Origin of the sequence: Nocardia fusca NBRC 14340, from assembly GCF_001618425.1 — a bacterium.
Lineage (GTDB): Bacteria > Actinomycetota > Actinomycetes > Mycobacteriales > Mycobacteriaceae > Nocardia > Nocardia fusca.
Genome location: NZ_BDCU01000005.1, coordinates 1 through 22,885, shown reverse-complemented (window position 1 = coordinate 22,885; position 22,885 = coordinate 1). Strand labels below are relative to the sequence as shown.

At 68.0% G+C, this 22,885-nt stretch carries 24 protein-coding genes and 1 pseudogene; 10 read left to right on the top strand and 15 right to left on the bottom strand.

Annotated elements, in window-relative coordinates:
* Positions 1-8 precede the first annotated feature (8 nt).
* Entirely contained in the window at positions 9-428 is a 420-nt protein-coding gene (locus tag NF4_RS00930; protein ID WP_063125398.1) for a tautomerase family protein, read from the top strand.
* Positions 429-890: 462 nt separating this feature from the next.
* Positions 891-1,640 (top strand): hypothetical protein, encoded by a 750-nt coding sequence (locus tag NF4_RS00925; RefSeq protein WP_063125397.1) that lies wholly within the window; start codon positions 891-893, stop codon positions 1,638-1,640.
* Here the strand turns inward: NF4_RS00925 and NF4_RS00920 are convergent.
* Complete coding sequence (locus tag NF4_RS00920; RefSeq protein ID WP_063125396.1) at positions 1,619-2,032, bottom strand: winged helix-turn-helix transcriptional regulator; 414 nt, start codon at positions 2,030-2,032, stop codon at positions 1,619-1,621. The two genes, NF4_RS00925 and NF4_RS00920, sit on opposite strands and share 22 nt — an antisense overlap.
* Positions 2,033-2,174: 142 nt before the next feature.
* On the opposite strand from NF4_RS00920, the gene NF4_RS00915 reads away from it, so the two are divergent.
* Positions 2,175-3,056: an NAD(P)-dependent oxidoreductase gene (locus NF4_RS00915; protein WP_063125445.1), complete on the top strand. Its 882-nt coding sequence runs from the start codon at positions 2,175-2,177 to the stop codon at positions 3,054-3,056.
* 186 nt (positions 3,057-3,242) lie between these two features.
* Here NF4_RS00915 and NF4_RS00910 read toward each other — a convergent pair whose 3' ends face one another.
* The 6 genes from NF4_RS00910 to hsaA all read right to left on the bottom strand — a co-directional run bounded on the left by NF4_RS00910 (position 3,243) and on the right by hsaA (position 7,616).
* Positions 3,243-3,659 carry a PIN domain nuclease gene (locus NF4_RS00910; RefSeq protein WP_063125395.1) on the bottom strand — a complete coding sequence of 139 codons (417 nt, stop codon included), beginning with the start codon at positions 3,657-3,659 and terminating at the stop codon, positions 3,243-3,245.
* A 2-nt stretch (positions 3,660-3,661) separates the two neighbouring features.
* Positions 3,662-3,874: a type II toxin-antitoxin system VapB family antitoxin gene (locus NF4_RS00905; protein ID WP_030522953.1), complete on the bottom strand. Its 213-nt coding sequence runs from the start codon at positions 3,872-3,874 to the stop codon at positions 3,662-3,664.
* A gap of 81 nt (positions 3,875-3,955) precedes the next feature.
* Entirely contained in the window at positions 3,956-4,579 is a 624-nt protein-coding gene (hsaB, locus tag NF4_RS00900) for a 3-hydroxy-9,10-secoandrosta-1,3,5(10)-triene-9,17-dione monooxygenase reductase subunit (protein ID WP_063125394.1), read from the bottom strand.
* A 93-nt stretch (positions 4,580-4,672) separates the two neighbouring features.
* The gene (hsaC, locus tag NF4_RS00895; protein WP_063125393.1) at positions 4,673-5,572 is read right to left on the bottom strand and encodes an iron-dependent extradiol dioxygenase HsaC; all 900 of its coding nucleotides are present in this window, start codon (positions 5,570-5,572) and stop codon (positions 4,673-4,675) included.
* A 2-nt stretch (positions 5,573-5,574) separates the two neighbouring features.
* Positions 5,575-6,453, bottom strand: coding sequence for a 4,5:9,10-diseco-3-hydroxy-5,9,17-trioxoandrosta-1(10),2-diene-4-oate hydrolase (hsaD, locus tag NF4_RS00890; protein WP_063125392.1), 879 nt, complete (start codon positions 6,451-6,453; stop codon positions 5,575-5,577).
* Complete coding sequence (gene hsaA / locus NF4_RS00885) at positions 6,453-7,616, bottom strand: 3-hydroxy-9,10-secoandrosta-1,3,5(10)-triene-9,17-dione monooxygenase oxygenase subunit (protein ID WP_063125391.1); 1,164 nt, start codon at positions 7,614-7,616, stop codon at positions 6,453-6,455. Before hsaA ends, hsaD begins: the two co-directional genes overlap by 1 nt.
* A 262-nt stretch (positions 7,617-7,878) precedes the next feature.
* Between hsaA and NF4_RS00880 the strand changes: the two genes are divergently transcribed.
* Positions 7,879-9,123 carry a 3-ketosteroid-9-alpha-monooxygenase, oxygenase component gene (locus tag NF4_RS00880; RefSeq protein ID WP_063125390.1) on the top strand — a complete coding sequence of 415 codons (1,245 nt, stop codon included), beginning with the start codon at positions 7,879-7,881 and terminating at the stop codon, positions 9,121-9,123.
* A gap of 1 nt (position 9,124) precedes the next feature.
* Positions 9,125-9,454: a hypothetical protein gene (locus tag NF4_RS00875; protein ID WP_063125389.1), complete on the top strand. Its 330-nt coding sequence runs from the start codon at positions 9,125-9,127 to the stop codon at positions 9,452-9,454.
* Positions 9,455-9,547: 93 nt separating this feature from the next.
* Here NF4_RS00875 and rsgA read toward each other — a convergent pair whose 3' ends face one another.
* Positions 9,548-10,594, bottom strand: coding sequence for a ribosome small subunit-dependent GTPase A (rsgA, locus tag NF4_RS00870; RefSeq protein WP_063125388.1), 1,047 nt, complete (start codon positions 10,592-10,594; stop codon positions 9,548-9,550).
* A gap of 344 nt (positions 10,595-10,938) precedes the next feature.
* A complete protein-coding gene (locus NF4_RS00865) occupies positions 10,939-11,694 on the bottom strand; it encodes an SDR family oxidoreductase (RefSeq protein ID WP_063125387.1) in 756 nt (251 codons plus the stop codon).
* 100 nt (positions 11,695-11,794) lie between these two features.
* Between NF4_RS00865 and NF4_RS38970 the strand changes: the two are divergent.
* Positions 11,795-12,022, top strand: a pseudogene (locus NF4_RS38970) (helix-turn-helix domain-containing protein); the annotation flags it as partial.
* A gap of 79 nt (positions 12,023-12,101) precedes the next feature.
* Here NF4_RS38970 and NF4_RS00860 read toward each other — a convergent pair.
* The 5 genes from NF4_RS00860 to NF4_RS00840 all read right to left on the bottom strand — a co-directional run bounded on the left by NF4_RS00860 (position 12,102) and on the right by NF4_RS00840 (position 17,892).
* Positions 12,102-13,154, bottom strand: a complete 1,053-nt coding sequence (locus NF4_RS00860) for an acyl-CoA dehydrogenase family protein (protein ID WP_063125386.1) — start codon at positions 13,152-13,154, stop codon at positions 12,102-12,104.
* 75 nt (positions 13,155-13,229) lie between these two features.
* On the bottom strand, positions 13,230-14,264 hold the full coding sequence (locus tag NF4_RS00855; RefSeq protein WP_063125385.1) for an acyl-CoA dehydrogenase family protein: 1,035 nt from the start codon (positions 14,262-14,264) through the stop codon (positions 13,230-13,232).
* On the bottom strand, positions 14,261-15,400 hold the full coding sequence (locus NF4_RS00850) for an acyl-CoA dehydrogenase family protein (RefSeq protein ID WP_063125384.1): 1,140 nt from the start codon (positions 15,398-15,400) through the stop codon (positions 14,261-14,263). The genes NF4_RS00855 and NF4_RS00850 overlap by 4 nt, the downstream gene beginning before the upstream one ends.
* Positions 15,401-16,324, bottom strand: coding sequence for an enoyl-CoA hydratase (locus NF4_RS00845; protein WP_063125383.1), 924 nt, complete (start codon positions 16,322-16,324; stop codon positions 15,401-15,403).
* Positions 16,324-17,892: a FadD3 family acyl-CoA ligase gene (locus tag NF4_RS00840; protein ID WP_084532756.1), complete on the bottom strand. Its 1,569-nt coding sequence runs from the start codon at positions 17,890-17,892 to the stop codon at positions 16,324-16,326. The genes NF4_RS00845 and NF4_RS00840 overlap by 1 nt, the downstream gene beginning before the upstream one ends.
* A gap of 192 nt (positions 17,893-18,084) precedes the next feature.
* On the opposite strand from NF4_RS00840, the gene NF4_RS00835 reads away from it, so the two are divergent.
* Both NF4_RS00835 and NF4_RS00830 read left to right on the top strand, forming a co-directional pair.
* Positions 18,085-19,245 (top strand): acyl-CoA dehydrogenase family protein, encoded by a 1,161-nt coding sequence (locus NF4_RS00835; RefSeq protein ID WP_063125443.1) that lies wholly within the window; start codon positions 18,085-18,087, stop codon positions 19,243-19,245.
* Positions 19,242-20,039: an SDR family oxidoreductase gene (locus tag NF4_RS00830; RefSeq protein ID WP_063125382.1), complete on the top strand. Its 798-nt coding sequence runs from the start codon at positions 19,242-19,244 to the stop codon at positions 20,037-20,039. The genes NF4_RS00835 and NF4_RS00830 overlap by 4 nt, the downstream gene beginning before the upstream one ends.
* A gap of 171 nt (positions 20,040-20,210) precedes the next feature.
* Here the strand turns inward: NF4_RS00830 and NF4_RS00825 are convergent, their stop codons facing one another.
* The gene (locus NF4_RS00825) at positions 20,211-20,717 is read right to left on the bottom strand and encodes a nitroreductase/quinone reductase family protein (RefSeq protein WP_063125442.1); all 507 of its coding nucleotides are present in this window, start codon (positions 20,715-20,717) and stop codon (positions 20,211-20,213) included.
* A 264-nt stretch (positions 20,718-20,981) separates the two neighbouring features.
* Here NF4_RS00825 and NF4_RS00820 point away from each other — a divergent pair, with 264 nt between their 5' ends.
* Positions 20,982-21,629, top strand: a complete 648-nt coding sequence (locus NF4_RS00820) for a TetR/AcrR family transcriptional regulator (RefSeq protein WP_157119856.1) — start codon at positions 20,982-20,984, stop codon at positions 21,627-21,629.
* A 43-nt stretch (positions 21,630-21,672) separates the two neighbouring features.
* On the top strand, positions 21,673-22,824 hold the full coding sequence (locus NF4_RS00815; RefSeq protein WP_063125441.1) for an acetyl-CoA C-acetyltransferase: 1,152 nt from the start codon (positions 21,673-21,675) through the stop codon (positions 22,822-22,824).
* Positions 22,825-22,885 lie beyond the last annotated feature (61 nt).

The window sequence follows — 22,885 nt, the reverse complement described above, 5'->3', positions numbered from 1 at the left end:
GGATCCCCATGCCATCCATCCAAATCGACCTGCCACTGACCAGCCGTCCGGAAACCAAACAAGAGCTCGCGCGGCGTGTCGGCGAAATCTACGCCGACATCATGCAGGTCGGCATGGACCTCCTCACGGTCTCCGTGCACGATCTCGGCGAGGGCAGCGTGTGGCGATGCCACGAGGGTGGGACCCCGACACCCTCGGCTCTCATCATGTGCGATATCCGGCGCGGCCGGCCCGTGCATACCCGGGCCCGCCTGGCACAGGAATTGATCGACGCGTGTGTGGAGATGTTCGAACTCGACGCGCTGTGGGTGAAGGTCGAATTCACTCAGCACTCGGGCGACGAGATGTACCACCCGCATCTGAACGGCTTCAACACCGACTGGACCGGGGACGAACGAGCCACAGACAACTCGGGCCCCACAGCTTAGGGGTATCCACCACGGCGCCCGGGAGCACCAGAGCGTGTCCATCCAACCCGAAGTCGCCGGGGGCCTGGTCATCGCGCCGCCGGGCCGAATCCTGAGCGCCTGAGGCGAGGCCGACCTCGGCGTGGATCTCGCCCGCCGAGTAGCCGTGCTCGGCGGGCGGTGTCCGCGCCCTCCGGCGGAGTTCGGGGCGCGCACGAAGTCGCCGGTCAGCAAGGCGACCTGGCCGAGGCCGGTGATCCGGTCGGCCGCATCCGCCCAGGACCGAGTTCTTCGGCCAGTCGGAGTACGCGCATAACGACTGGGTTGCGGTGCACGTCACGTATCGCGTTGAGCGGCGCGCCGGTGCGTACGTGTTCGACCAGGCCGGAGGCCAGGAGCGGCAAACGCATGTGGCCGAATCTGACGACTTCGCGTCCGTCCCGGCTACACTCGGGCCACTGTCCCCAAGCCAGGTGGTGACTCATGGCGTTCGCGGTGTGGGTACGGTCGGTTCCGGTTTTCACTTCGCTGCTGGTGGCGGCGCTGAGCGGCTGCGCGGCACCGAGCGGCGGCGACCCCGGCTCGGTGGTCTCCTCGGCCGTACCTGTGGGGCCGGCGCAATCGTCCACCGCCGCGGCAACCGAGGCGGAGCAGCCACCGGACCCGCCGCCCACCACGGTGGTTTCCCTGGTCGCCGTAGACGCCGCCGGCCGGCCGACCGACGGTTTCGACGTATCCGGTACTGCCCCCGCCGGCCGACTCGACTGCGGCAAAGCCATATCCAGTCGTTCCGCGACCAGCCCGGGTATCTACCACTGCGGTGCCTCGGCCGACGCCGCCGATATCTGCTGGGCCGCGGCCGGCGGAACCGAACTGCTGTGCGCCGATGATCCCTGGAATCGTGAACTGCGCTGGTACAGCGTGGAGCCTCGACTCGAACCGATAGGGAAAGTCGCCGATTCCGAACCGTGGGCGCTCGAATTGGCCGACGGCCGCCGATGCCGTATCCGGGTGGGCGGGGCGTGGGGCGGCCGGTCCGACGGCCTGGTGGGCGCCTACTCGTGCACCGACGGCGCCGAAGTCGTCCTGCAGCCGTCCGACGCGCGGAGTGCCATCGATACCTCGGCCCCCACCTGGCATATCCGGCTGGGTGAGCTCGGCGCGGGCTCACCCGAACTACCCCCGCCGACGATCGTGGACGTACGGACGGCCTATTTCGCGGCGGCGTCCTGACGAAGGGTGGTGCCACCGAGTACCGCCGGGGCAGCGGTCGGCTGCGGATGGACGCGCGCGGCGCCGATGCGCTCGACGCGGTCCCGTCCCCACGCACCGAGCGGTTCGAGCGCGGTATTGAGGGAGCGGCCCAGGTCGGTGAGACGGTATTCGACCCGAGGCGGGACCTCCGGGTATGCCTTCCGGTCGATCAGCCCGTCTTCCTCGAGCTCACGTAGCTGCTGGATGAGCATCTTCTCGGACACCCCGGGTAGCCCACGGTGTAGCTCACCGAACCGCCGTACGCTGTAGTTGTCCAGTTCCCAGAGGATCAGTCCTTTCCATTTACCGCTGATCACATCCATGGCGGCGTCGATACCGCAGAAATACGGCCCGAACCTTTTTTCACCCATTTCGACCTCGCTACCTGTTCACACACTTTTTAGTAGGTACCCCACCGAATTGTAGGTACTTGCCCCGACGTCCGGTGTTGACGATCGTTGGTCACGGCGCGCCGTGCACATGACCATTCACCTCAGCAAGGAGTCGGCAGATATGACCGCAAACGAACAGACAACCGTGGCCGTGCTCGGGCTCGGACCGATGGGCCGGGCCATCGCCGCCACCCTGGTAAAGGGCGGCAATCCCACCACCGTGTGGAACCGCACACCGGGGAAGGACGCAGAGTTGGTGGGCCTGGGCGCCGTGAGCAGCCCCGATACCGCGTCGGCGATCGATTCCGCCGATGTGGTCGTCGCCGTCCTCGGCGATCACGCGTCCGTGCACGAGGTGCTCGATCCGGTAGCCGATCGGTTGCGCGGTAAGGCGCTGATCAACCTGACCAGCACCGCTCCAGAGGATTCCCGGGAACTCGCCCGCTGGGCGGCCGGACACGATATCGACTTCCTCGACGGCGGCATCATGGCGATACCGCCGATGATCGGGGGGCCGGGCGCCTCCATCCTCTACAGTGGCTCGGAATCGGTTTTCCAGCGGTTCCGTTCGGACCTGGAGAAACTGGCTGCGGCGGACTACTTCGGCGCCGACGCCGGAACCGCGGCGCTCTACGATTTCGCCCTGCTGGCCGGTATGTACGCGATGTTCACCGGCTTCTTCCACGGGGCCGCCATGGTGCGCACGGCTGGTATCAGCGCCACCGACTTCGCTCCCCGGGCGACCGCGTATGTCACTGCCATGGCGCAGTCGCTCCCGGCCTACGCCGGGGTGATCGACAGTGGCGACTACACCCAGTCGATTCAGTCCATGAAGGTCCACAAGCCGGCCTTCGACGCTATCGTCCGCGCCAGCCGTGACGCGGGCGTCGCCCTGGACATCGTCGGGCCGATCAAGAACCTCATCGACCGGCAGATCGCCGACGGCCGGGCGGGGGAGGGATTTGAGCGGCTCACCGAGGAACTGGCCGGGCACCGCGAGTAGGGCCCAGGAGTTCGGCTTGTGCGGTCTCGCGCGGGCTCCGGCGGTGGGTTGATGGGCGCGGGTGGCCGGTGAGGGGCGCCGCAAGGCGGTGCCTCCCGGCGATGGCGGGCGATGACGAGCCGGCCCGAGCTGCTGCAGCTTGTTTTTATGCTGAGGCACGTACAGAGGTTGCGCGATCGAACCGTGTCAATCTGCTGTTCCCGGCCGGACCACCCATCGCGTGGGTTGCCCCGTGACCGCGGCGATCATGTCGTAGTCGCCGTCGTAGTGCAGCACGGTGGTGTGGTGCCGTTCGGCGACGGCGGCAACGACAAGGTCGGCAACCGACAGCGCGCGCCAATTTCCGCCCTCTATCAGCAGGCTCTGAATCTCGACGGCGCGATCCCAAGCTTCGTCGGGGGTCGGTAACCAGTCGAAACCGCGCAATTCCTCGCGAATCCGCTGGGCGTCGGTCTTCGACCTGGCCGAGTGCAATATCTCCAGCTCGACCGCCCCGCAGATGGACAAGAGGCCGGCATTGTGCAGCGGGTCGATAACCGCGCGGACGGCAGGCTTCGGGTAGCGAGCGAACGCCGACTTGTCGATGAGGTATCGGGTGGGCACCTTCAGGCCGCACCCTGGCCGGCCGGCGGATCGACTGGACCGGTCAGGTCCGGGAGGCCGCCTGCGCCGATCCAGTCGAGGAAAGACTGTCGCCGGCGGCGCTTGATCGCGTCCTCGAGGGCAGCATTCACGGTCGCGACTTTGGTCGTCGTACCGAAAATCTCGGCCGCGGCGGCCAACTTCTCGTCGTCTACATCGATGACAGTTCGTGCCATGGGGCGTGTCACCTCCTGGTACCGGGACACCTCAGATGATATCGCATTCGCCTGATATTGATATCATGCGGCTCGGCTGCCCTACAACCAGGTGTCCAGGGTCGTGGTGGTGAGGAAGTGGTCCAGGTCGGCGCGCCAGGGGGCGGGGGTGGTCTTCTCCGGTTCGATGGCGGTGTACTGACCCCGGTAGAACAGCAGCGGACGGCCGTTGGTCGCGGCGGGGGTCTCCGACATGGCCAGGACACGGCCGATGACGATGAAGTGGTCGCCGCCGTCGACCACGCTGTCCACCCGGCATTCGATGGTGGCCAGCGAGTTGTCCAGCCGGGGCAGTCCGAGGTCGGAGGTGTGCCAGTCGGTTCCGGCGAACTTGTCCGGTTCGCGGGAGCCGAATTTCGCGCAGACCGGTTGCTGTTCCTCGGCGAGTACGTTCACGCAGAATCGGCCGTTGGCCTCGATGGCTGCCCAGGACCGCGAACCCTTGGTCGGGCAGAACAGCACCAGGGGTGGTTCCAGGGAGAGTGCGGCGAAGGACTGGCACGCGAAACCGATCGGGGTTTCGTCGTCGGTGAACGTGGTGATGACCGTGATGCCGGTGCAGAACTGCCCGAGGATGTTGCGGAACTGCCGGGGGTCGATGGGGGCCTGCTCCGTGGCCGCTTCGCCTGCGCCGTCGGCCGGATCCGCTGGTGCCGTCACGTTCATACCGTCCTCGCCTCGTTCATGGAGCTGCCGGCGGACGGGCCGCCGGTATTCAGCCGAACCCGATGCGAGTATCGCACCGGGTCCGGCCGGAGATCACTTGAAACCCACGGAGAAATCGTGGCCCCACAGGCTCACCGCGGTGGATTCCCGGGCGATCCAGCTGTGGTCGTCGACTTCCAGGCCTTCGCAGCCGAATTCGACGTCGAACCCACCGGGAGTCTTCATATAGAACGACAGCATCTTGTCGTTGATGTGCCGGCCCAGGGTGGCCGACATCTTCACCTTCTTGCGCATGGCCCGGTCCAGGCACAGGCCGACATCGTCGGAGTTCTCCACCTCGACCATGAGGTGGACGATGCCGGTCGGGTTGGGCAGCGGCAGGAAGGCGAGCGCGTGGTGTCGCGGATTGCACCCGTAGAACCGCAGCCAGGCCGGGTCCCCGTCCTCCGGCCGACCCACCAGCTGCGGCGGCAAACGCATCGAATCGCGCAGCCGGAATCCGAGTACGTCCTGATAGAACGCCTGTGCCGCGGCATCATCGTGGCAGGTCAGAACGACATGGCCCAGGCCCTGTTCGGCGGTGACGAATTTGTGGCCGTACGGGCTGACGAACCGCCGGCCGAGGTACTGCGCGCCGTAGAACGCCTCGAGGGTGTTGTCGGAAGGATCCCGGAAGCGGATCATCCCTTCGACCCGGCGCTCGGCGAGTTCCTCCTTGGTGCCTTCTTCGAAGTCGACGCCGTTCTTCTCCAGCGTCTCCCGGAGCCGTTGCAGCGCAGGGCCGTCGGTGACCTCCCAGCCCGAGACGAGCAGGCGGTCCCGCTCGCCGGGCACGATCACCAAGCGGGCGGCGAAATCGTCCATCCGGAGATAGAGCGCATCGGGGTTGTTCCCGTCGCCCTCCATCATGCCGAGCACCTTCAGGCCGTACTCCCGCCAGGCCGCCATATCGGTGGCCTCGATGCGCATGTAGCCGAGTGCCTTGATACTCATCGTCATATCTCCTTGACGCCGAGCAGGAAATCGGTGGCCAGCCGGTTGAATTCGGCGAACTTCTCCAGCTGTGCCCAGTGCCCGCATCCGCCGAATACGTGCAATTGTGCGCGCGGGATGCTCTTGAGCGCCACCAGCGCGCCGTCGAGCGGGTTCACCCGGTCCTCCCGTCCCCAGATCAGCAGGGCCGGCTGACGCAGTTTGTAGGCGTCGCGCCAGAGCATGCCCTTCTCGAAATCGGCGCTCGCGAACGATTTACCCATCGCCCGCATCGCCGCGATCGATTCGGGTGTATTGGCTGCCGTGAAGCGTTCGTCGATCAGTTCGTCGGTAACCAGCGATTGGTCGAACACCATGATCCGCAGGAACGCCTCGATGTTTTCCCGTGTCGGCTCGTAGGTGAACTTCGACAGCAGTCGCACGCCCTCGGTGGGGTCGGGGGCGAAGAGGTTGGTGCTCAGGCCGCCCGGCCCCATCAGGACCAGTTTGCCGGCGCGATCGGGATGGTCCAGGGCGAAACGTACCGCCGCGCCGCCGCCGAGTGAATTGCCCAGCAGATGGACCCGGCCGGTGATCTCCAGGGTGTCGAGCAGATCCTTCAGTGCCGAGGAACTGTGTACGAAGTACTGCGGATGCTCGGTCGGCTTGTCGGACCGCCCGTACCCGGGCTGGTCGACCGCTATCACGTGGAAGTCGCGGGCCAGCACCGGGATGTTGCGGGAGAAGTTCGACCACGAGGACGCGCCCGGCCCACCGCCGTGCAGCAGCACGATGGTGGGGCCGTTACCGACGCCGGCCTCGTGGTAGTGCAGTTTCAGATCCGGACGAACCTGGGCGAATCGCGAGGTGGATTCGTAGGTGAGTTCGGCGGTCGAGGTCATCACACCATCCCGTCGGAAACCGGCAGCCCGAATTCGTGCGTGCCGTACATGACGTAGGCGCGCTCGGGATCGTTGGAGGCGTGCACGCGCCCGGCGTGGGCGTCGCGCCAGAACCGCTGCAGCGGGGTGCCGTTCACCAGAGCGGTGGCGCCCGAGCTCTCGAACAGTTTGTCGATCGAGGCGATGGCCCGGCCGGTCGCGCGGACCTGGTCGCGCCGGGCGCGTACGCGCAGGTCGAACGGGATCTCCTTGCCCTCGAGCAGCAGCGCGTATTCCTCGGCCACATTGCCCGACAGCTGTCGCCAGGCGGCATCGATATCGCTGGAGGCCTCGGCGATCCGGACCTTCGTGAAGGGATCTTCCTTGGCCTTCTCGCCGGCGTAGGCGGCGCGCAGCCGCTTGCCCTGGTGCTCGACGTGGGCCTCGTAGGCGCCGTAGGCCATACCGACGATCGGCGCGGAGATGGTGGTGGGGTGGATGGTGCCCCAAGGCATCTTGTACACCGGGTCGGTATTGCGTTCCAGGCCGGGCGATTTCAGGTCGTTCATGGTCTTGTAGCTGAGGAACCGGTGGGTGGGTACGAAAACGTCTTTCACCACGAGGGTGTTCGAACCGGTGCCGCGCAGGCCGACCACGTTCCAGACGTCGTCGATCTCGTATTCGGAGCGGGGGATCAGGAAGCTGCCGAAATCGACGGGTTTGCCGTTCTTGATCACCGGTCCGCCGACGAAGGTCCAGTCGGCGTGCCCGGAGCCCGAGGACCAGGCCCACGAGCCGCTGACCCGGTAGCCGCCGTCGACCACGGTGCCGGCGCCCATGGGCGCGTAGGAGGAGGAGATCCGCACATCGGTGTTCTCGCCCCACACCTCTTCCTGCGCGTCCTGGCCGAACAGCGCCAGATGCCAGTTGTGCACGCCGATGATCCCGGCGACCCAGCCGGTGGAGCCGCAGGCGCTGGCGATCTTGCGGACCGTGTCGTAGAAGACGACCGGGTCCGCGGCGTGCCCGCCCCACTGTTTCGGCTGCAGCAACCGGAAGAAACCGGCTTCCTGCAGGTCCTTGATCGATTCCTCGGGAATCTGCCGAAGGTCTTCCGCCTCTTGCGCGCGGGCGCGCAGCGTGGGCAATAGCGCTTCGACCCGCATCGTCACTTCTCGCGTCATCTCCGGCCCCTGCTCCTGCCTGGTCGTTTGCTAACCCGTAGTCATCTGCTCGGCGCAGAATTTACCTCTGAGACTAGAACAGGTTCTTGTTCGTGTCGAGAACCGGTGTCGGTGTGCTGCGAATATGCGACATGTGCTGGATGTGGCGCGAATCGCTGGCGTTCGGGACGGCAGTTTTGTAACGTGTTCTAGTACAGCAGGAGGAGGAATTGCGATGGCAGTAACCCCCCCGTCGCCGAGCGATGGGCCCGGAGGAGGCAGCGTGCGTAACCACGGAGGGACCCGCACGGCGGCGGATCCGGCGCAGCGCGGCGGTGCGAAGGTGCGGGAGCTCGACGTCGGCTCGGTTCCCACCCGGTACGCGCGCGGATGGCATTGCCTGGGGCTGGCGCAGAATTTCCGGGACGGCAAACCGCATTCGGTGCAAGCGTTCGGCACCAAACTGGTGATCTGGGCCGACAGCGCCGACGAATTGCACGTACTCGACGCCTACTGCCGGCATATGGGCGGTGATCTCAGCATGGGTGAGATCAAGGGCGACGACGTCGCCTGCCCGTTCCACGATTGGCGCTGGGGCGCGAGCGGCAAATGCACGTCCATCCCCTACGCGCGGCGGGTCCCGCCACTGGCGCGTACTCGTCGCTGGACCACCCTCGAGCGCAACGGTCAGCTCTTCGTCTGGCACGACCACGAGCGCAACGAACCGCCGCCCGAGGTCACCATCCCGCATATCGAGGGCCCCTACACCGATGCCGACGGCAACCCGGTGGAGGAACTCGACAGCGGCTGGACGCAGTGGACCTGGAACCAGTTGCTGATCGAGGGCGCGAATTGCCGCGAGATCATCGACAACGTGGTGGATATGGCCCACTTCTTCTATATCCACTTCGCGTTCCCCACCTACTTCAAGAACGTTTTCGAGGGGCATGTGGCCACTCAGTTCCTGGAGACCAAGGGGCGCCCGGATGTCGGTATGGCGGCCAAATACGCCGGCGAGCAGCTGTTGAAATCGGAGGCGTCGTACTTCGGCCCCTCCTACATGATCAACCCCCTGATCAACAGCTACGGTGGTTACGAGATCAAGGTCAACCTGATCAACTGCCATTACCCGGTGACGCAGGATTCGTTCATGCTGCAGTGGGGGCTGACCGTCGAGAAGCCGAAGGGCCTCGACGACGAGACCGCGCAGAACCTCGCCCGGACCATGGCCGATTTCTTCGGCGACGGCTTCCTGCAGGACGTGGAGATCTGGAAGCACAAGTCCAAGGTCGAGAATCCGCTGCTCTGTGAAGAAGACGGCCCGGTCTACCAGCTGCGGCGCTGGTACGACCAGTTCTATGTCGACGTCGCCGATGTGACCGAGAAAATGACCCAGCGGTTCGAATTCGAGGTCGACACCACCAAGGCGAACGAGGCATGGGAAGCCGAGGTCGAAGAGAACCTGCGGCGCAAACGCGAACAAGAGGCGGCCGCGGCGGACGCCGACCAAGCGGAGGCAGGAGTCTGATATGACCCGCTGGGCAAAAGCACCCGACTTCGCCGACCAGCCCGCCCGGCAGGCCGCGGTGCGGGCCCAGACGGTCGTGGACCAGCAGCGATACCTGGAGGACGGCCTGACACCGCTGCGGTGTCAGGCCTGCGACGCCGAGGTACGGGTCCGTAAGAGCAGCTCCCGGCAGACCTCGGTGCAGTGGGCCGAGAACCCGGCCACCCGCTGTCCGGTCTTCGCCGAACTCAACGCCAAGGGGTACGGGCCCGGTCGGCCGGATACCTGTGAGCGTTTGCAGAAGACCATCAAATGGGCCGTCGACGAGGGCTTGCTCGAGGTTCCGGAGTAAGTGGCCGGAGTCCTCGGACCTCCGGTACGCGGCGGCCGCTCAGAAGAACTGAAGCGGCCGCCGCTGTCCTTTGGACGGCGCCTGTCCGCGCGGTCAGCGCCGGGAGCCGCGCTCGCGATACATACGCCGCTGTTCCTTGGCGCGACCCCGCCAGACCTTGTCGCGCTCGGCCTGGAGCCGTTTGTCCGATCGCGCTTCCATCCAGGCGTTCTCCTTGCCCAGCTTGCGATAGCTGCGCACCCGCCGTTCCGGCACTTCCCCGGATTCGACGGCCGCGCGCACCGCGCAACCCGGTTCGGCGTCGTGGGCGCAGTCGGCGAACCGGCAGTCGGCGGCGAGCTGCTCGATATCGCTGAAGGTCCGGCTGATGCCTTCGGCCGCGTCCCACAATCCGACGCCCCGCAACCCGGGAGTGTCGATGAGGGTGCCGCCGGTGGGCAGCGGCCGCAGCTCGCGGTGCACCGTGGTGTGCCGGCCCTTCTTGTCGGCCGCGCGCACCGTGTCGGTGGCGAAGACCTCCGCGCCGAGCAGTGCGTTGGCCAGCGTGGATTTACCCGCGCCGGACGGTCCCAGCAGCGCCACCGTTCCGCTCAGTACCGCGACCAGCACATCGAGGCCGAGTTCGGTGGTCGCGCTGACCGCCAGCACCGGCGCTCCCGGCGCCACGGCACGAACCTCGTCGAGTGGTATGTCTTCGGCGGTGTCCGCCTTGGTGAGCACGACCACGGGCTGGGCGCCGCTCTCCCAGACCAGGGCGAGCATCCGCTCGATTCGCCCCAGATCCACGTCGCCGTCGGCGGGCGCGCAGATCAGCACGGTATCGACATTGGCGGCCAGCACCTGGGCCTCCGAGCGCCCGGACGCGGCGGAACGGGTGATGGCGGTACGGCGGGGCAGCTGTGCCCGGACGTGCGAACGAGCGTCCAGGCCCACCCAGTCGCCGGTGCACAGACCGCTCACCGGTGAGTCCGCGCGCGGGCAGGTGGCCCGGGCCGGCCCGGTCGGGGTCACCACATCGCATTCGCCACGATCCATTCGGACGATGCGCGCGGGTACGCAATCGGGGTCGAGGAGCGGGAGGTACTGCGCGGCTACGGCTTCTGTCCAGCCGAAAGGGACGAGTGGGTCGAAGTCGACCATTTGGGAAGAGATCCTTCGTCGGGCGCCGAGCCCGACCGGGCTCAGCGAGTGGAGTTCGAAAGGGAGAACGACGGGGCGGTACGAACCGGTGCGGTTCGCCGCGCCACGGCAATCCGGGCGACCGTCACGTTCTCCACCTCCCTCACAACTCGCTGTTGTCCGTCACTCTGGCACGGCTTCCCCACGCCGCGCAATTGTTTTTTCCGATGGTTACTCGCTACCGCTTCCCGGCGGCAGAACCGCGCGATGAGGCGGATGGATGCCGCCCTCCGGTAGGAGCGCCTACCGGAGCGGTTTCCGTCCGCCGTGGCGGCGGTGGTGACGGCATCGCCTTCGCGTGGACCTCACCAGGGCAGCGGTCCGTATTCGGCACCGTCCTCGGCACCCCAGCGGTAACCCCAGAACTGTCCCGTAGGACCGTCGGCGGGCAGCGTCGCCAAGTGCACGACCGGCTCGGCGCCCTGGGCGGCAGTGCGGAAACCGGTGTTGCCGTTGAAATCGGTGGCGCAATAGCCCGGATTCGCCGCGTTCACCTTGATGGCGGTGTCGCGCAGTTCTTTCGCGTACATCAGGGTGATCATGGTCAGGGCGGTCTTGGAAGTGGGGTAGGTGACGGCCGCCATCGGCCACAGCGGCCCGGCCGGGTCGGCGGCCATGGTCATCGACCCGACCTCGCTCGAGGTGTTCACGATCCGGGCAGCGTCGGCCCGGCGCAGCAGCGGCAGCACCGCATTGGTGACCGCTACGGGTGCGAAGACATTGGTCTCGAAGACTTCCCGCAGGGTGTCCGGGGAAGTCGAGGAAGGGGCGCCGTCCCCGTCGAGCCGGCCGGGTATCCCGGCATTGTTCACCAGGATGTCGAGACGCCCGAACTCCGAATCGATACGGTCCGCCGCCGCGGCGATCGATCCGGCATCGGTCACATCCAGCTGGATGAACCGCGTATCGGCACCTTCGGCCGCCAGCTTCTCGGTGGCGGCCCGGCCCCGGTGGGGGTCCCGGGCTCCGATCAATACAGTGGCTCCCCGCTCGGCCGGCTGCCGGGCGGTTTCGAATCCGATGCCCTTGTTGGCTCCGGTGATCAAGGCGATCGTCGTCATGAGCCGACGTTGTCATCGGCGCGCAGGGCGGGGGAGGCCCGGACGAAAGTGGTATCGGCTGTACCACGCTGGGCGCGGTGGGACGGATCAGAATGGAACGATGACCGAGGCCACCGATCTCGCCGCGTTCCTGCGTGCCCGGCGCGGCGAGATCCGTCCGCGCGATGTCGGTCTATCGGAGACGGCCCGGCGGCGTACGCCGGGACTGCGCCGGCAGGAAGTCGCGCTGCTGGCCGGTATCTCGGTCGAGTACTACGTGCGGATGGAGCAGGCCCGCGGGCCGCGACCGTCGGCACAGGTGCTCGGCGCCCTGGCCACGGTACTGCGCCGCTCCTGGTACGTCCACCGGGGAGGCCTTCGGGCGGATAGCGGAAGCAACCGAAAGGGCAGCCGCGGGGTAACCGTCGTCAGTTCCGGACCGCCGGCCGGCGGGGGGTGCCGAAGAGCTCGGCGTCGCCGTGGGCGCGCTTGAAGTACAGGTGCGCGTCGTGTTCCCAGGTGATGGCGATACCGCCGTGCAGCTGGATGGTTTCCGCGGCGATCGTGGAGAACGATTCGGAGCACTGCCGACGGGCGACCCAGACGTCCTCGGCGGCCGACGGCGCGTCCTCGGCCACCGCGAAGGCGGCGGCCAGGGCGGCCGATTTCGCCGACTCGGCGAGTACGTACATATCGGCCATCCGGTGCTTGAGGGCCTGGAAACTGCCGATGGCCCGGCCGAATTGCACCCGGGACCTGGTGTACTCGACCGTGGCCTCGAGGCAGTATTCGGCCGCACCGACCTGTTCGGCGGCGACCGCGGCCCACGCGACGCGGTGCAGACGTTCGATGATCGGGGCGGGGTCCGCGTCGCCCAGCCGGCGGGCAGGCGTCGCGGTGAACGAGATCTCCGACAGGGCACGGGAGGGGTCCATGGCGGCGACCCGGTGCCGCTCGACACCGTCGGCGGTCGGGTCGACCTCGAAGAGGCCGGTTTCGGTGACCACGATCAGAGTGTCGGCGACGGTGCCGTCGAGCACGTAGTGGGCCGTACCGTCGAGGGTTTCCCCCGCTGCCTGCACCCCGAAATCGTCCCAGCCACGGGCCGAGGCCCAGCAGACGGCGAGGGTGCGGCGGCCCTCGGCGACCTCGGGCAGCAGCCGCGCGCAGGCCTCGTCGTCACCGGAGAGCAGTACCGCCTGCACGCCCAGTACCGCCGAGCCCAGCATCGGCACATCGGCGAGTGTCCGGCCGAGTTCGCCGATCACCAGCAGGGATTCGACCAGGCCCGCGCCGAACCCGCCGAACTCCTCGGGTACGGCCAGCGCGGCCACGCCGACCTGTTCGCACAGCTGCGCCCACAGCTGCGGGTCGTAGCCCAGGTCGGTGTCCATGGCCTTACGGACACCGGCTCGCGCGTCACGTTTGGCCAGCAGTCCCCGGACCGCCGCCACCAACTCCTGCTGTTCCTCGCTGATCATCTATTCTCCCGTGGTTTCGGACGGATACCGGCAGTGCAACCGTGGCGTTCTCGCCGCTGCCTGCCGGTTCTCCGGTCAGGTGAGCGCGCCGGCCGGATCCGCGGCGGGCCCGGTGCGCAGCGCCTCGGCGATCCGGCCGCGGTGCAGATCCGGGGTGCCCCAGGCGGTGCGCAATGCGGTGACCCGGGTCAGCCACAGCGACAGGTCGTATTCCGCGGTGTAGCCGATTGCCCCGTGCACCTGCAGGGCGGCGCGGGCCGCCCGGTAGGCGGCGTCGGCGCAGGCGACGGCCGCGGCGGAGGTGTCGCGGGCCCGGTTGGCCGTCGCGGTGGTCAGCGCGGCCCGGTGCAGCAGCGGTTCGGCGAGGTCGAGGCCGATGAGGACATCGGCCAGTTTCTGTTTGACGGCCTGGAATTCACCGATCGGGCGACCGAACTGTTTGCGTTGCTTCACGTAGTCGGTCGACGCGTCGAGCAGCGCCTTGCCCGCACCGAGCAGCTGGGCCGCGTTGGCCAGGGTGCCGGCGTCGAAGGCGGCCGCGACGGGTTCCGCGGCCCGCGGTCCCTCGGCGAGGAGTTCATCGGCCTCGACCGCGAACAGCCGGCGTGCGGGGTCCACCGAGCGAACCGCCGCGCCGACCCGCCCGGTGCTTATCCGGTCGCCGTCGGCCACCAGTACGAGATCGACCCGGTCGGCGTCCACGGCGATCGCCCGGCCACCCGTACCGGTGAAGGCGACGGTGGCCGACACCGTGCCCTCGGAGATTCCCGGCAACCAGCGCCGGGCCGGTTCCGGGTCCGTGCCGGCGAGCGTTTGGAGCAGCGCGGGGACGGCAGCCGCCGACTCCACCAGCGGCCCCGGTGCCGCGGCCCGGCCGATCTCGACGAAGGCCACCACCTGGTCCAGTGGTTCGGCGTCGAGACCGCCGAACTCCTCGGTGATGGTCAGGCCGAACGCTCCCGCGGCGGCCAGCTGTTCGATCAGTGCCCGGCCGGGCGCCGGATCACCGGCGCTCCACGCCCGCACCGCGGCGGCCGTGGAACCGGACTCGAACAGTTTGCGGATACTGGCACCGAAGTCCTGATGCTCCGGGCTGAGCGCGAATTTCATCGGTTGCTTCCCCTCGGTAGGCCGAGGAGCCGCTCGGCGATGATGTTGCGTTGGATCTCGTTGGTGCCGGCGTAGATCGGGCCCGACAGCGAGAACAGGTAGCCGTCGGTCCAGCGGCTCGCCTGCTCGGCTTCGGGTCCGAGCAGGTCCAGTGCGGTTTCGTGCATGGCGATATCGAGTTCGGACCAGAAGACCTTGGTGATCGACGATTCGGCGCCGAGCTTGCCGCCCTCGTCGAGCCGTGTGACCGTCCCGAAGGTGTGCAGCCGGTAGGCCTCACTCCCGAGCCAGGCGTCCACCACCGCGTCGCGGGCCGCGGTGCCGGTATCGCCGCGTTCGGTCCACAGGTCGATCAACCGTTGCGCCGTCGCGCTGAACCGGCCGGGGCTGCGCAGCGAGAGACCGCGCTCGTTGCTGGAGGTGCTCATGGCGACCCGCCAGCCCTCGTTGGGGGCGCCGATCACATCGCTGTCGGGAACGAAGACATCGTCGAGGAAGATTTCCGCGAAACCGGGCTCCCCGTCGAGCTGGGGGATCGGGCGGACGGTGACGCCGTCGGCGTCGAGCGGGAACATCAGGTAGGTGAGGCCGCGGTGCCGCTCGGCGGCGGGGTCGCTGCGGAACAGGCCGAATGCCCGGTCGGCGAAAGCCGCCCGGGAACTCCAGGTCTTCTGGCCGCTGAGCACCCAGCCGCCCTCGGTGCGCCGGGCGGTGGAGCGGATACCGGCCAGATCGCTACCGGCCTCCGGCTCCGACCAGGCCTGGGCCCAGATATCGTCGCCGCGGGCCATCCGCGGCATGATCCGCTCCAACTGCTCGGGGGTGCCGTGCTCGAACAGGGTGGGGGCCAGCAGGAAGATACCGTTCTGACTCACCCGGCCCGGGGCGCCCGCCGCGTAGTACTCCTGCTCGAAGAGCACCCATTCCAGCAGCGACGCGTCCCGCCCACCGAACTCGCGCGGCCACGACACCACCGACAGCCGGGCCTCGGCCAGGGTGCCTTCCCAGGCGCGATGGGCTGCGAAACCGGCCTCGGTGTCCATGGACGGCAGCGGTTCCGCGGGCACGTTCGCGGCCAGGAATTCGCGGACCTCCCGCTGGAATTCCCGGGTGCCTTCGTCGAGATCGAGATCCATTCAATCTTTCCCGTCCGTGTTCTTCGCGTCGGCTGTGCTCGCCTGCGCTTTCATCGTTCTGGCGTTCATGCCGCCCAGGGAATCCGTGCCGACCTCGGCGTTGTGCGCGTGCGCGAAATGGTGGAGTCCGAACACCGAATCCATTCCGGCGCGCATTCCCATGAGGTCCTCGGACTGGTTGACCGCTTTCTTCGTCAACGCCAGCCCGAACTGCGGCATGGCGGAGATCTTCTCGGCCAGCGCCATGGTCTCCGATTCCAGGTCGGCGCGCGGCACGACCCGGTTGACCATGCCCCACTCCTTGGCCTGCGTGGCATCGAACCGGTCACCGGTGTACAGGAATTCCTTGGCGGCCCGGGGACCCATCACCCACGGATGGGCGAAATATTCGACACCCGGAATCCCCATGCGCACCACGGGGTCGGAGAAGAACGCGTCGTCGGAGGCGATGATCAGATCGCAGACCCAGGCCAGCATCAGGCCGCCCGCGATACAGGCGCCCTGCACCATGGCGATGGTCGGTTTGGGGATCTCCCGCCAGCGGCGGCACATCCCCAGATACACCTCCATCTCGCGGGCGAAGCGCTGATCACCGCCGGGGCGGTCGATATGGTCCCACCACAGCGCGGCCTTGTTCGGGTACTTCACATGATGGTCGCGTCCGGGGGTGCCCAGGTCGTGGCCGGCGCTGAAGTGCTTCCCGTTGCCAGCCAGCACGATGACCTTGACCTCGGGGTCCTCCACCGCCTGCTCGAACGCGGCGTCGATCGCGTAGGTCATCACCGAGTTCTGGGCGTTGCGGTAGCCGGGCCGGTTCAAGGTGACCACCGCGATCGCGCCGCGGCGTTCGTAGGTCACCACATCGGGTTCGTAGGGAATGCTCCCGTCACCGTTCGCTGGGTTCGCGGCAGGGCCGTCCGACATTACGAATTCTCCTCACGTAGCTGACGTTTGAGCACCTTGCCGCTGGCGTTGTAGGGCAATTCGTCGCGGAATTCGACGAATCGCGGGACCTTGAAATTGGCCAGCACCCTGGTGGCATAGGAGAACACCTGGTCCTCGCTGAGCGCGGCACCCGGTTTCCGGACGATATAGGCCTTGCCCACCTCACCCATCCGGGTATCGGGCACGCCGATCACCGCGACGACGGCGACACCGTCCAATCCGGCCAGGGACTGTTCGATCTCGGCGGGATACACATTGAATCCACCGCTGACGTACATGTCCTTGAGCCGGTCGGTGATCTTCAGATAGCCGCGGTCGTCGATCACGCCGATATCGCCGGTGTGCAACCAGCCGTCCGCGTCGATCGTTTCGGCGGTGCTTTCCGGATCGTCCAGATAACCGAGCATGACGTTGGGTCCGCGGAGCAGGACCTCGCCCGCGTCGCTGAGTTTCAGTTCGAATCCGGCCATGGGCCGGCCGCTGGTGGCGGAGATGGTCTCGGCGTCGTCGTCGACCCGGCACATGGTGGCGAACCCGGTGGATTCCGAGAGCCCGTACGCGGTGAGCACCACATCGAAATCCAGTTCCCGGCGCATGCGCTCCACCAGGACCACCGGTACCGGCGCCGCGCCCGTGACGGCCACGCGCAGGCTCGCCAGCCGGTACTCGCCGCGGTCCGGGAAATCCAGGATCGACTGGTAGATGGTGGGTGGGCCGGGCAGGACGGTGATCTGTTCCTGATCGATGAGCCGCATGGTGGTCGGTACGTCGAAAACGATCTGCGTGACCATGGTCGCGCCGGTGAGCAGGCAGGCGATGATTCCGGCCTTGTAGCCGAAGCTGTGGAAGAAAGGGTTGACGATCAGATAGTTGTCGTCGCTGTTAAGCGTCGAACATTCGGTCCAGCCGCGGACCGCGGACAGTGTCTGCCGGTGCGCGATCAGGACACCTTTGCTGCGGCCGGTGGTTCCGGAGGTGAACAGGATGTCGGACAGATCGTCGGGGCTGATCGATTCCGCCCGCTCGCGCGCCTGCTCGCGGCTGACTCCGGCGCCGGCCGCGGCCAGCTCGGACCAGTTCAGCGCGTCCCGCACCGGCTCTTCGGTGCCTTCCACCGGGAGCACGATCACGGTGCCGATCCGCAGGTCCGGCGCGGCCGCGCGCAACTCGGCGAGCCGGTCGCGGTTGAGGAAGGTGCCCGCGATGAACAGGCCCTTGGCGTCGACCCGCCGCAGCACATCGGCCACCTCGTCGGCGACGTAGCGGGTGTTGAGCGGGACCAGCGTCGCGCCGGCGTAGTGGGCGCCGAGCGCGGCGATCACCCAGTGGTGGGTGTTGGGCGACCAGATGCCCACGCGGTCCCCGGTCCGGATGCCGCGGGCGAGCAGGGCGCGTGCCACGTCCTGGACCTGTTCGAGCAGTTGGGTCCAGTCGAGGCGGACCGGTCCGTCGGCCAGCGCGGGCGCGGCGCCGTAGTTCTGGGCGGCGGCGTGCAGGGCCAGGGGAGTGGTCCGATCCGTCGGTGGGGTGTGCGCAGGGGGTGTCACGGGTGTCCTCGATGTCGTGCGGCCGTGGGCGGTGCGCGGTCTGCGAGTTGCGGTCTACAAAGCAAGTGCTTGGTAGGTTATCCTACCGGCGTGGGTGCTATCCAGACCTCAGAATCCGGTACCGGTCGCGACGGCGGACGGCAATCGGCCGAACACGCCGCCGGAGCGCGGCCTACGGCCGAACGGACCAGCGTGGCCGCCCTGCGCGACGGCGAATTCGCCGAGCAGGTGCGGAGCTGGCTCGACGAGCAGCTCAGCGGTGAATTCCGGGAACTGCGCGGGCTGGGCGGACCCGGCCGCGAACACGAGGCCTTCGACGAACGCCTGGAATGGGACCGCGCGCTGGCCGCCGCCGGCTGGACCTGTCTGGGCTGGCCGGTGGAGTACGGCGGGCGCGACGCGAGTGTCGCGCAGCAGATCATCTTCCACGAGGAGTACGCGAGGGCGAACGCGCCCGCGCGGGTCTCCCATGTGGGTGAGGAACTGCTCGGCCCGACCCTGCTGGCCTTCGGGACCGACGCCCAGCGCGACCGTTTCCTGCCGGGGATCCGCACCGTCACCGAACTGTGGTGCCAGGGCTACTCGGAACCGGGCGCCGGCTCCGATCTCGCCGCCGTCTCCACCTCCGCGCGCCTGGACGGCGACCAGTGGTCGATCAACGGGCAGAAGATCTGGACCTCGCTGGCGCATGTGGCCGACTGGTGCTTCGCGGTCTGCCGCACCGAACCGGGCTCGAAACGCCACAAAGGCCTTTCGTATCTGCTGGTGCCGATGGATCAGCCCGGTATCGAGGTCCGGCCGATCGTGCAGCTCACCGGCACCTCCGAATTCAACGAGGTGTTCTTCGACAACGCGCGCACCGACGCCGATCTGGTCGTGGGCGAACCGGGCGACGGCTGGCGGGTCGCGATGGGCACGCTGAACGTCGAACGCGGTATCTCCACGCTCGGCCAGCAGATCCGCTTCGCCCGGGAACTCGCGGCGATCGAGAACCTGGCCCGCGAGTCCGGCGCCCTCGACGACCCGCTGCTGGCGGACAAGATAGATCGTGCCTGGGTGGGGCTGCGGGTGCTGCGCGCCCACGCCCTGCGCACCATGGCCGAGACCGCCGACGACGGCGGCCAGGCCTCGGTGGGCAAACTGCTCTGGGCCAACTGGCATCGCGGGCTCGGCGAACTCGCCATGGCGGTGCGCGGCGCCGCCGGACTCGTCGCCGCGGACGGCGATCTCGACGAATGGCAGCGGCTGTATCTGTTCACCCGCGCCGACACGATCTACGGAGGTTCGAACGAAGTGCAGCGCAACATCATCTCCGAGCGGGTGCTCGGTCTTCCCCGTGAGGCCCGGCAGTGAGCGGGCCGCTGTCGGTCGCGCCCCCGCAGACTCCGGCGCACAACCTGCTCACCGGCCGCCGGGCCGTGGTCACCGCGGCCGCCGGTACCGGGATCGGGTCCGCGACGGCTCGCCGGCTGCTCGCCGAAGGCGCCGATGTGGTGGTCTCGGATTGGCACGAACGGCGGCTGGAGGCCACGCGTGCCGAACTGTCCGCGGAGTTCACCGACCGCAAGGTCGCCGCGATCGTCTGTGATGTCACCAGCACCGAACAGGTCGACGAACTGGTCCGTGGGGCGGCCGCGGCGCTGGGCGGCGTCGATATCTTCGTCAACAACGCCGGCCTCGGCGGGGAGACTCCGGTGGTCGATATGACCGACGAACAGTGGGACCGCGTCCTCGACATCACCCTCAACGGCACCTTCCGCTGCACCCGGGCCGCGCTGAACTACTTCCGTGACGCGAAACACGGCGGCGTGATCGTCAACAACGCGAGCGTGCTCGGTTGGCGGGCTCAGTACGGTCAGGCGCACTACGCCGCCGCGAAGGCCGGGGTGATGGCGCTGACCAGGTGCAGCGCGGTCGAGGCGGCCGAGCTGGGGGTCCGGATCAACGCGGTCTCGCCGAGCATCGCCCGGCACGCCTTCCTCGACAAGACCAGCTCCAGCGAACTGCTCGACCGGCTCTCCGAGCGCGAGGCCTTCGGCCGGGCGGCCGAACCGTGGGAGGTCGCGGCCACCATCGCGATGCTCGCCAGCGACTACACCACCTACCTCACCGGCGAGGTGGTCTCGATCAGCAGCCAGCGCGCCTGAGGAGAACCCATGCGCGCGCCGTCGCCGGAGGCCCTCGCGGTGGCCACTGCGGTGTCGGCTGCTGATCGCGCCCGCGCCGGTCGGCGGTTCGTGTGCCGGGTTCGGTACTCCCGGACGCGGTGCTGTGCCCGCAGTGGGTTCGCGTGCACGACGGAGTCCGGGAGAAGCGGGTCAGGCGCGGGTGAGCGCGAAGATACGCAGTTCGCGGTCGGTGCGGTGCCGGTAGGCGGCGTAGGCGCCGGTGATCTCGACGAAACGCTGGAAAATAGATTCCGCCGCCATGCCCTCGACCCGGGTGGCGCTGACCGGAATGCGTTCTCCCGCGATGGCCACGGTCGCGCTCGGCTCGGCGAGGAGGTTGGCGGTCCAGGCCGGGTGGCGGGCGCCACCGAAGTTGCTGCCGATGACGTAGAGCGTGGCACCGTCGTGCACGCACAGCAGCGGCTGGGTGCGCGGCTGTCCCGATCGGCGACCCGTGGTGGTCAACAGGATCACCGGTGCCCCGATCGGCCCGAGCACGGTGTAGCGGGCGGCGGTGCGTTCGAGTACCCGCCGGTCCAGCGGGGTGAGTGCCCGGACCACCCGGGAGCCGAACTTCGTGCCGGCGAACCTGTCTGCCGCACGGGCCAGCGGGCTCTCCGGGGAACCCCACTGGCGCTGCGGGAACGGCGTCGTCATCCGCCGAATATACCGACGGAACCGGCGCGCCCTCCGGTATGTGCCGGGCCCGGGCCCGCTGCCGCCCGTCTCGCGGCGATCGGCGGTTCTCCGATTCGGTTGCCGGAATTCGGTATGCGGCGGAACCGGTTCCGGATATCGGCCGTCCAATTGATCGGAAGCAGTGCGAAGTTCGTACCTCTTCCGCGACGCGGGCCCGAGGGGTCCGGCTCCGACAGGGAGGGGGGAGCCGGAAACCTCGGGCCCGCCGGTCACACACCGCCCATGGACCAAGCAAATGCTTGGTTGTATCATGGCGGGGTGACCGCACCCGACCCCTCGAAATCGGCCCGGCGAACCGAACTACTCGATATGGCGGCAGAACTGTTCGCCGAACGGGGCGTGCGCGCCACCACGGTGCGTGATATCGCCGACGCGGCGGGCATCCTCTCCGGCAGCCTGTACCACCACTTCTCCTCGAAAGAGGGGATGGTGGACGAGATCCTGCGCGGATTCCTCGACGAACTGTTCGGACGCTACCGCGAGATCGTCGCCGCCGGGCTGAATTCGCGTGCCACGCTGGAAGCCCTGGTGCTGGCCTCCTACGAGGCATTCGACCGATCCCATGCGGCGGTCGCCATCTACCAGTCCGAGGCCAAACGCCTTCGGGCCGCCGAACGTTTCGCCTACATCGACGACTACAACCGCGAATTCCGCGAGCTCTGGCGCCGCGTCCTCACCAGCGGCGTCGCCGACGGCAGCTTCCGTCCCGAACTCGATATCGACCTGGCCTACCGCTTCCTGCGCGACACGGTCTGGGTGGCCGTCCGCTGGTACCGGCCCGGCGGCGGGTCGCTCACCGTCGACACGCTCGCCAAGCAGTACCTCACCATCGTGCTCGACGGGCTCACCGTGCCGGGCCACACCGATTAGGAGAAATCCCATGGCAACAGCTGCCCGCCGCCCCTACGCACCGTTGCGTGAGGCGTATGTGATCGATGCGGTGCGCACCCCGGTCGGGAAGCGCGGTGGTGCGCTGGCGGAGGTCCATCCGGCCGATCTCGGCGCGGCCGCGTTGCAGGGCCTGCTCGGCCGCAATTCGATCGACCCCGCCCGGGTCGACGATGTGATTGTCGGCTGCGTGGACAATGTCGGTCCGCAGGCCGGCAATATCGGCCGGACGATGTGGCTGACCGCCGGATATCCGGAAGAGGTCCCCGGCGTCACCGTGGACCGGCAGTGCGGGTCCAGCCAGCAGGCCATCAACTTCGGCGCCCAGGCCATCATGAGCGGCACCGCCGAGGTCATCGTGGCCGGCGGCGTGCAGAACATGAGCGCCATCCCGATCTCCGCGGCCATGATCGCCGGTAAGGAGTACGGCTTCGATTCGCCGTTCGTCGGCGCAGGCGGCTGGGATCACCGCTACGGCACCGGCGAGGTCTCGCAGTTCCGCGGCGCGCAGCTGATCGCCGAGAAGTGGGGGATCACCCGCGAGGATATGGAGCAGTGGGCGCTGCGCAGCCACGATCGCGCCCGCGCCGCCATCAAAGCGGGCCGGTTCGACAACGAGATCGTGCCGGTGGGGGATTTCTGGATCGACCAGGGTCCGCGCGAGACCAGCCTGGAGAAGATGGCCTCGCTGCCCGCGCTGGCGGAGGGCAGCCCGCTGACCGCCGCGGTCGCCTCGCAGATCTCCGACGGCGCCAGCGCCACCCTGCTCGCCTCGGACTGGGCGGTCCAGGAATACGGTCTCACCCCGCGCGCCCGCATCGTCCACGTCAGCGCCCGCGGCGCCGACCCGCTGTACATGCTCACCGCACCCATTCCCGCCACCCGGTGGGCGCTGGAGAAGACCGGCCTGACCATCGACGATATCGACGTGGTCGAGATCAACGAGGCCTTCGCCCCCGTGGTGCTGGCCTGGTTGAAGGAGACCGGCGCCGACCCGGAGAAGGTGAACGTGAACGGCGGCGCGATCGCGCTGGGACATCCGCTCGGCGCGACCGGCGCGAAACTCTTCGCCACCCTGCTGAACGAACTGGAGCGGATCAACGGCCGCTACGGCCTGCTCACCATCTGCGAGGGCGGCGGCACCGCCAACGCCACCATTATCGAACGTTGTGTTTGATTGCGCCGTGTTCGATTGCGCCGCCTGCGGCGTCGCGGGGTCGAGGCCCCTGGAGGTCCCG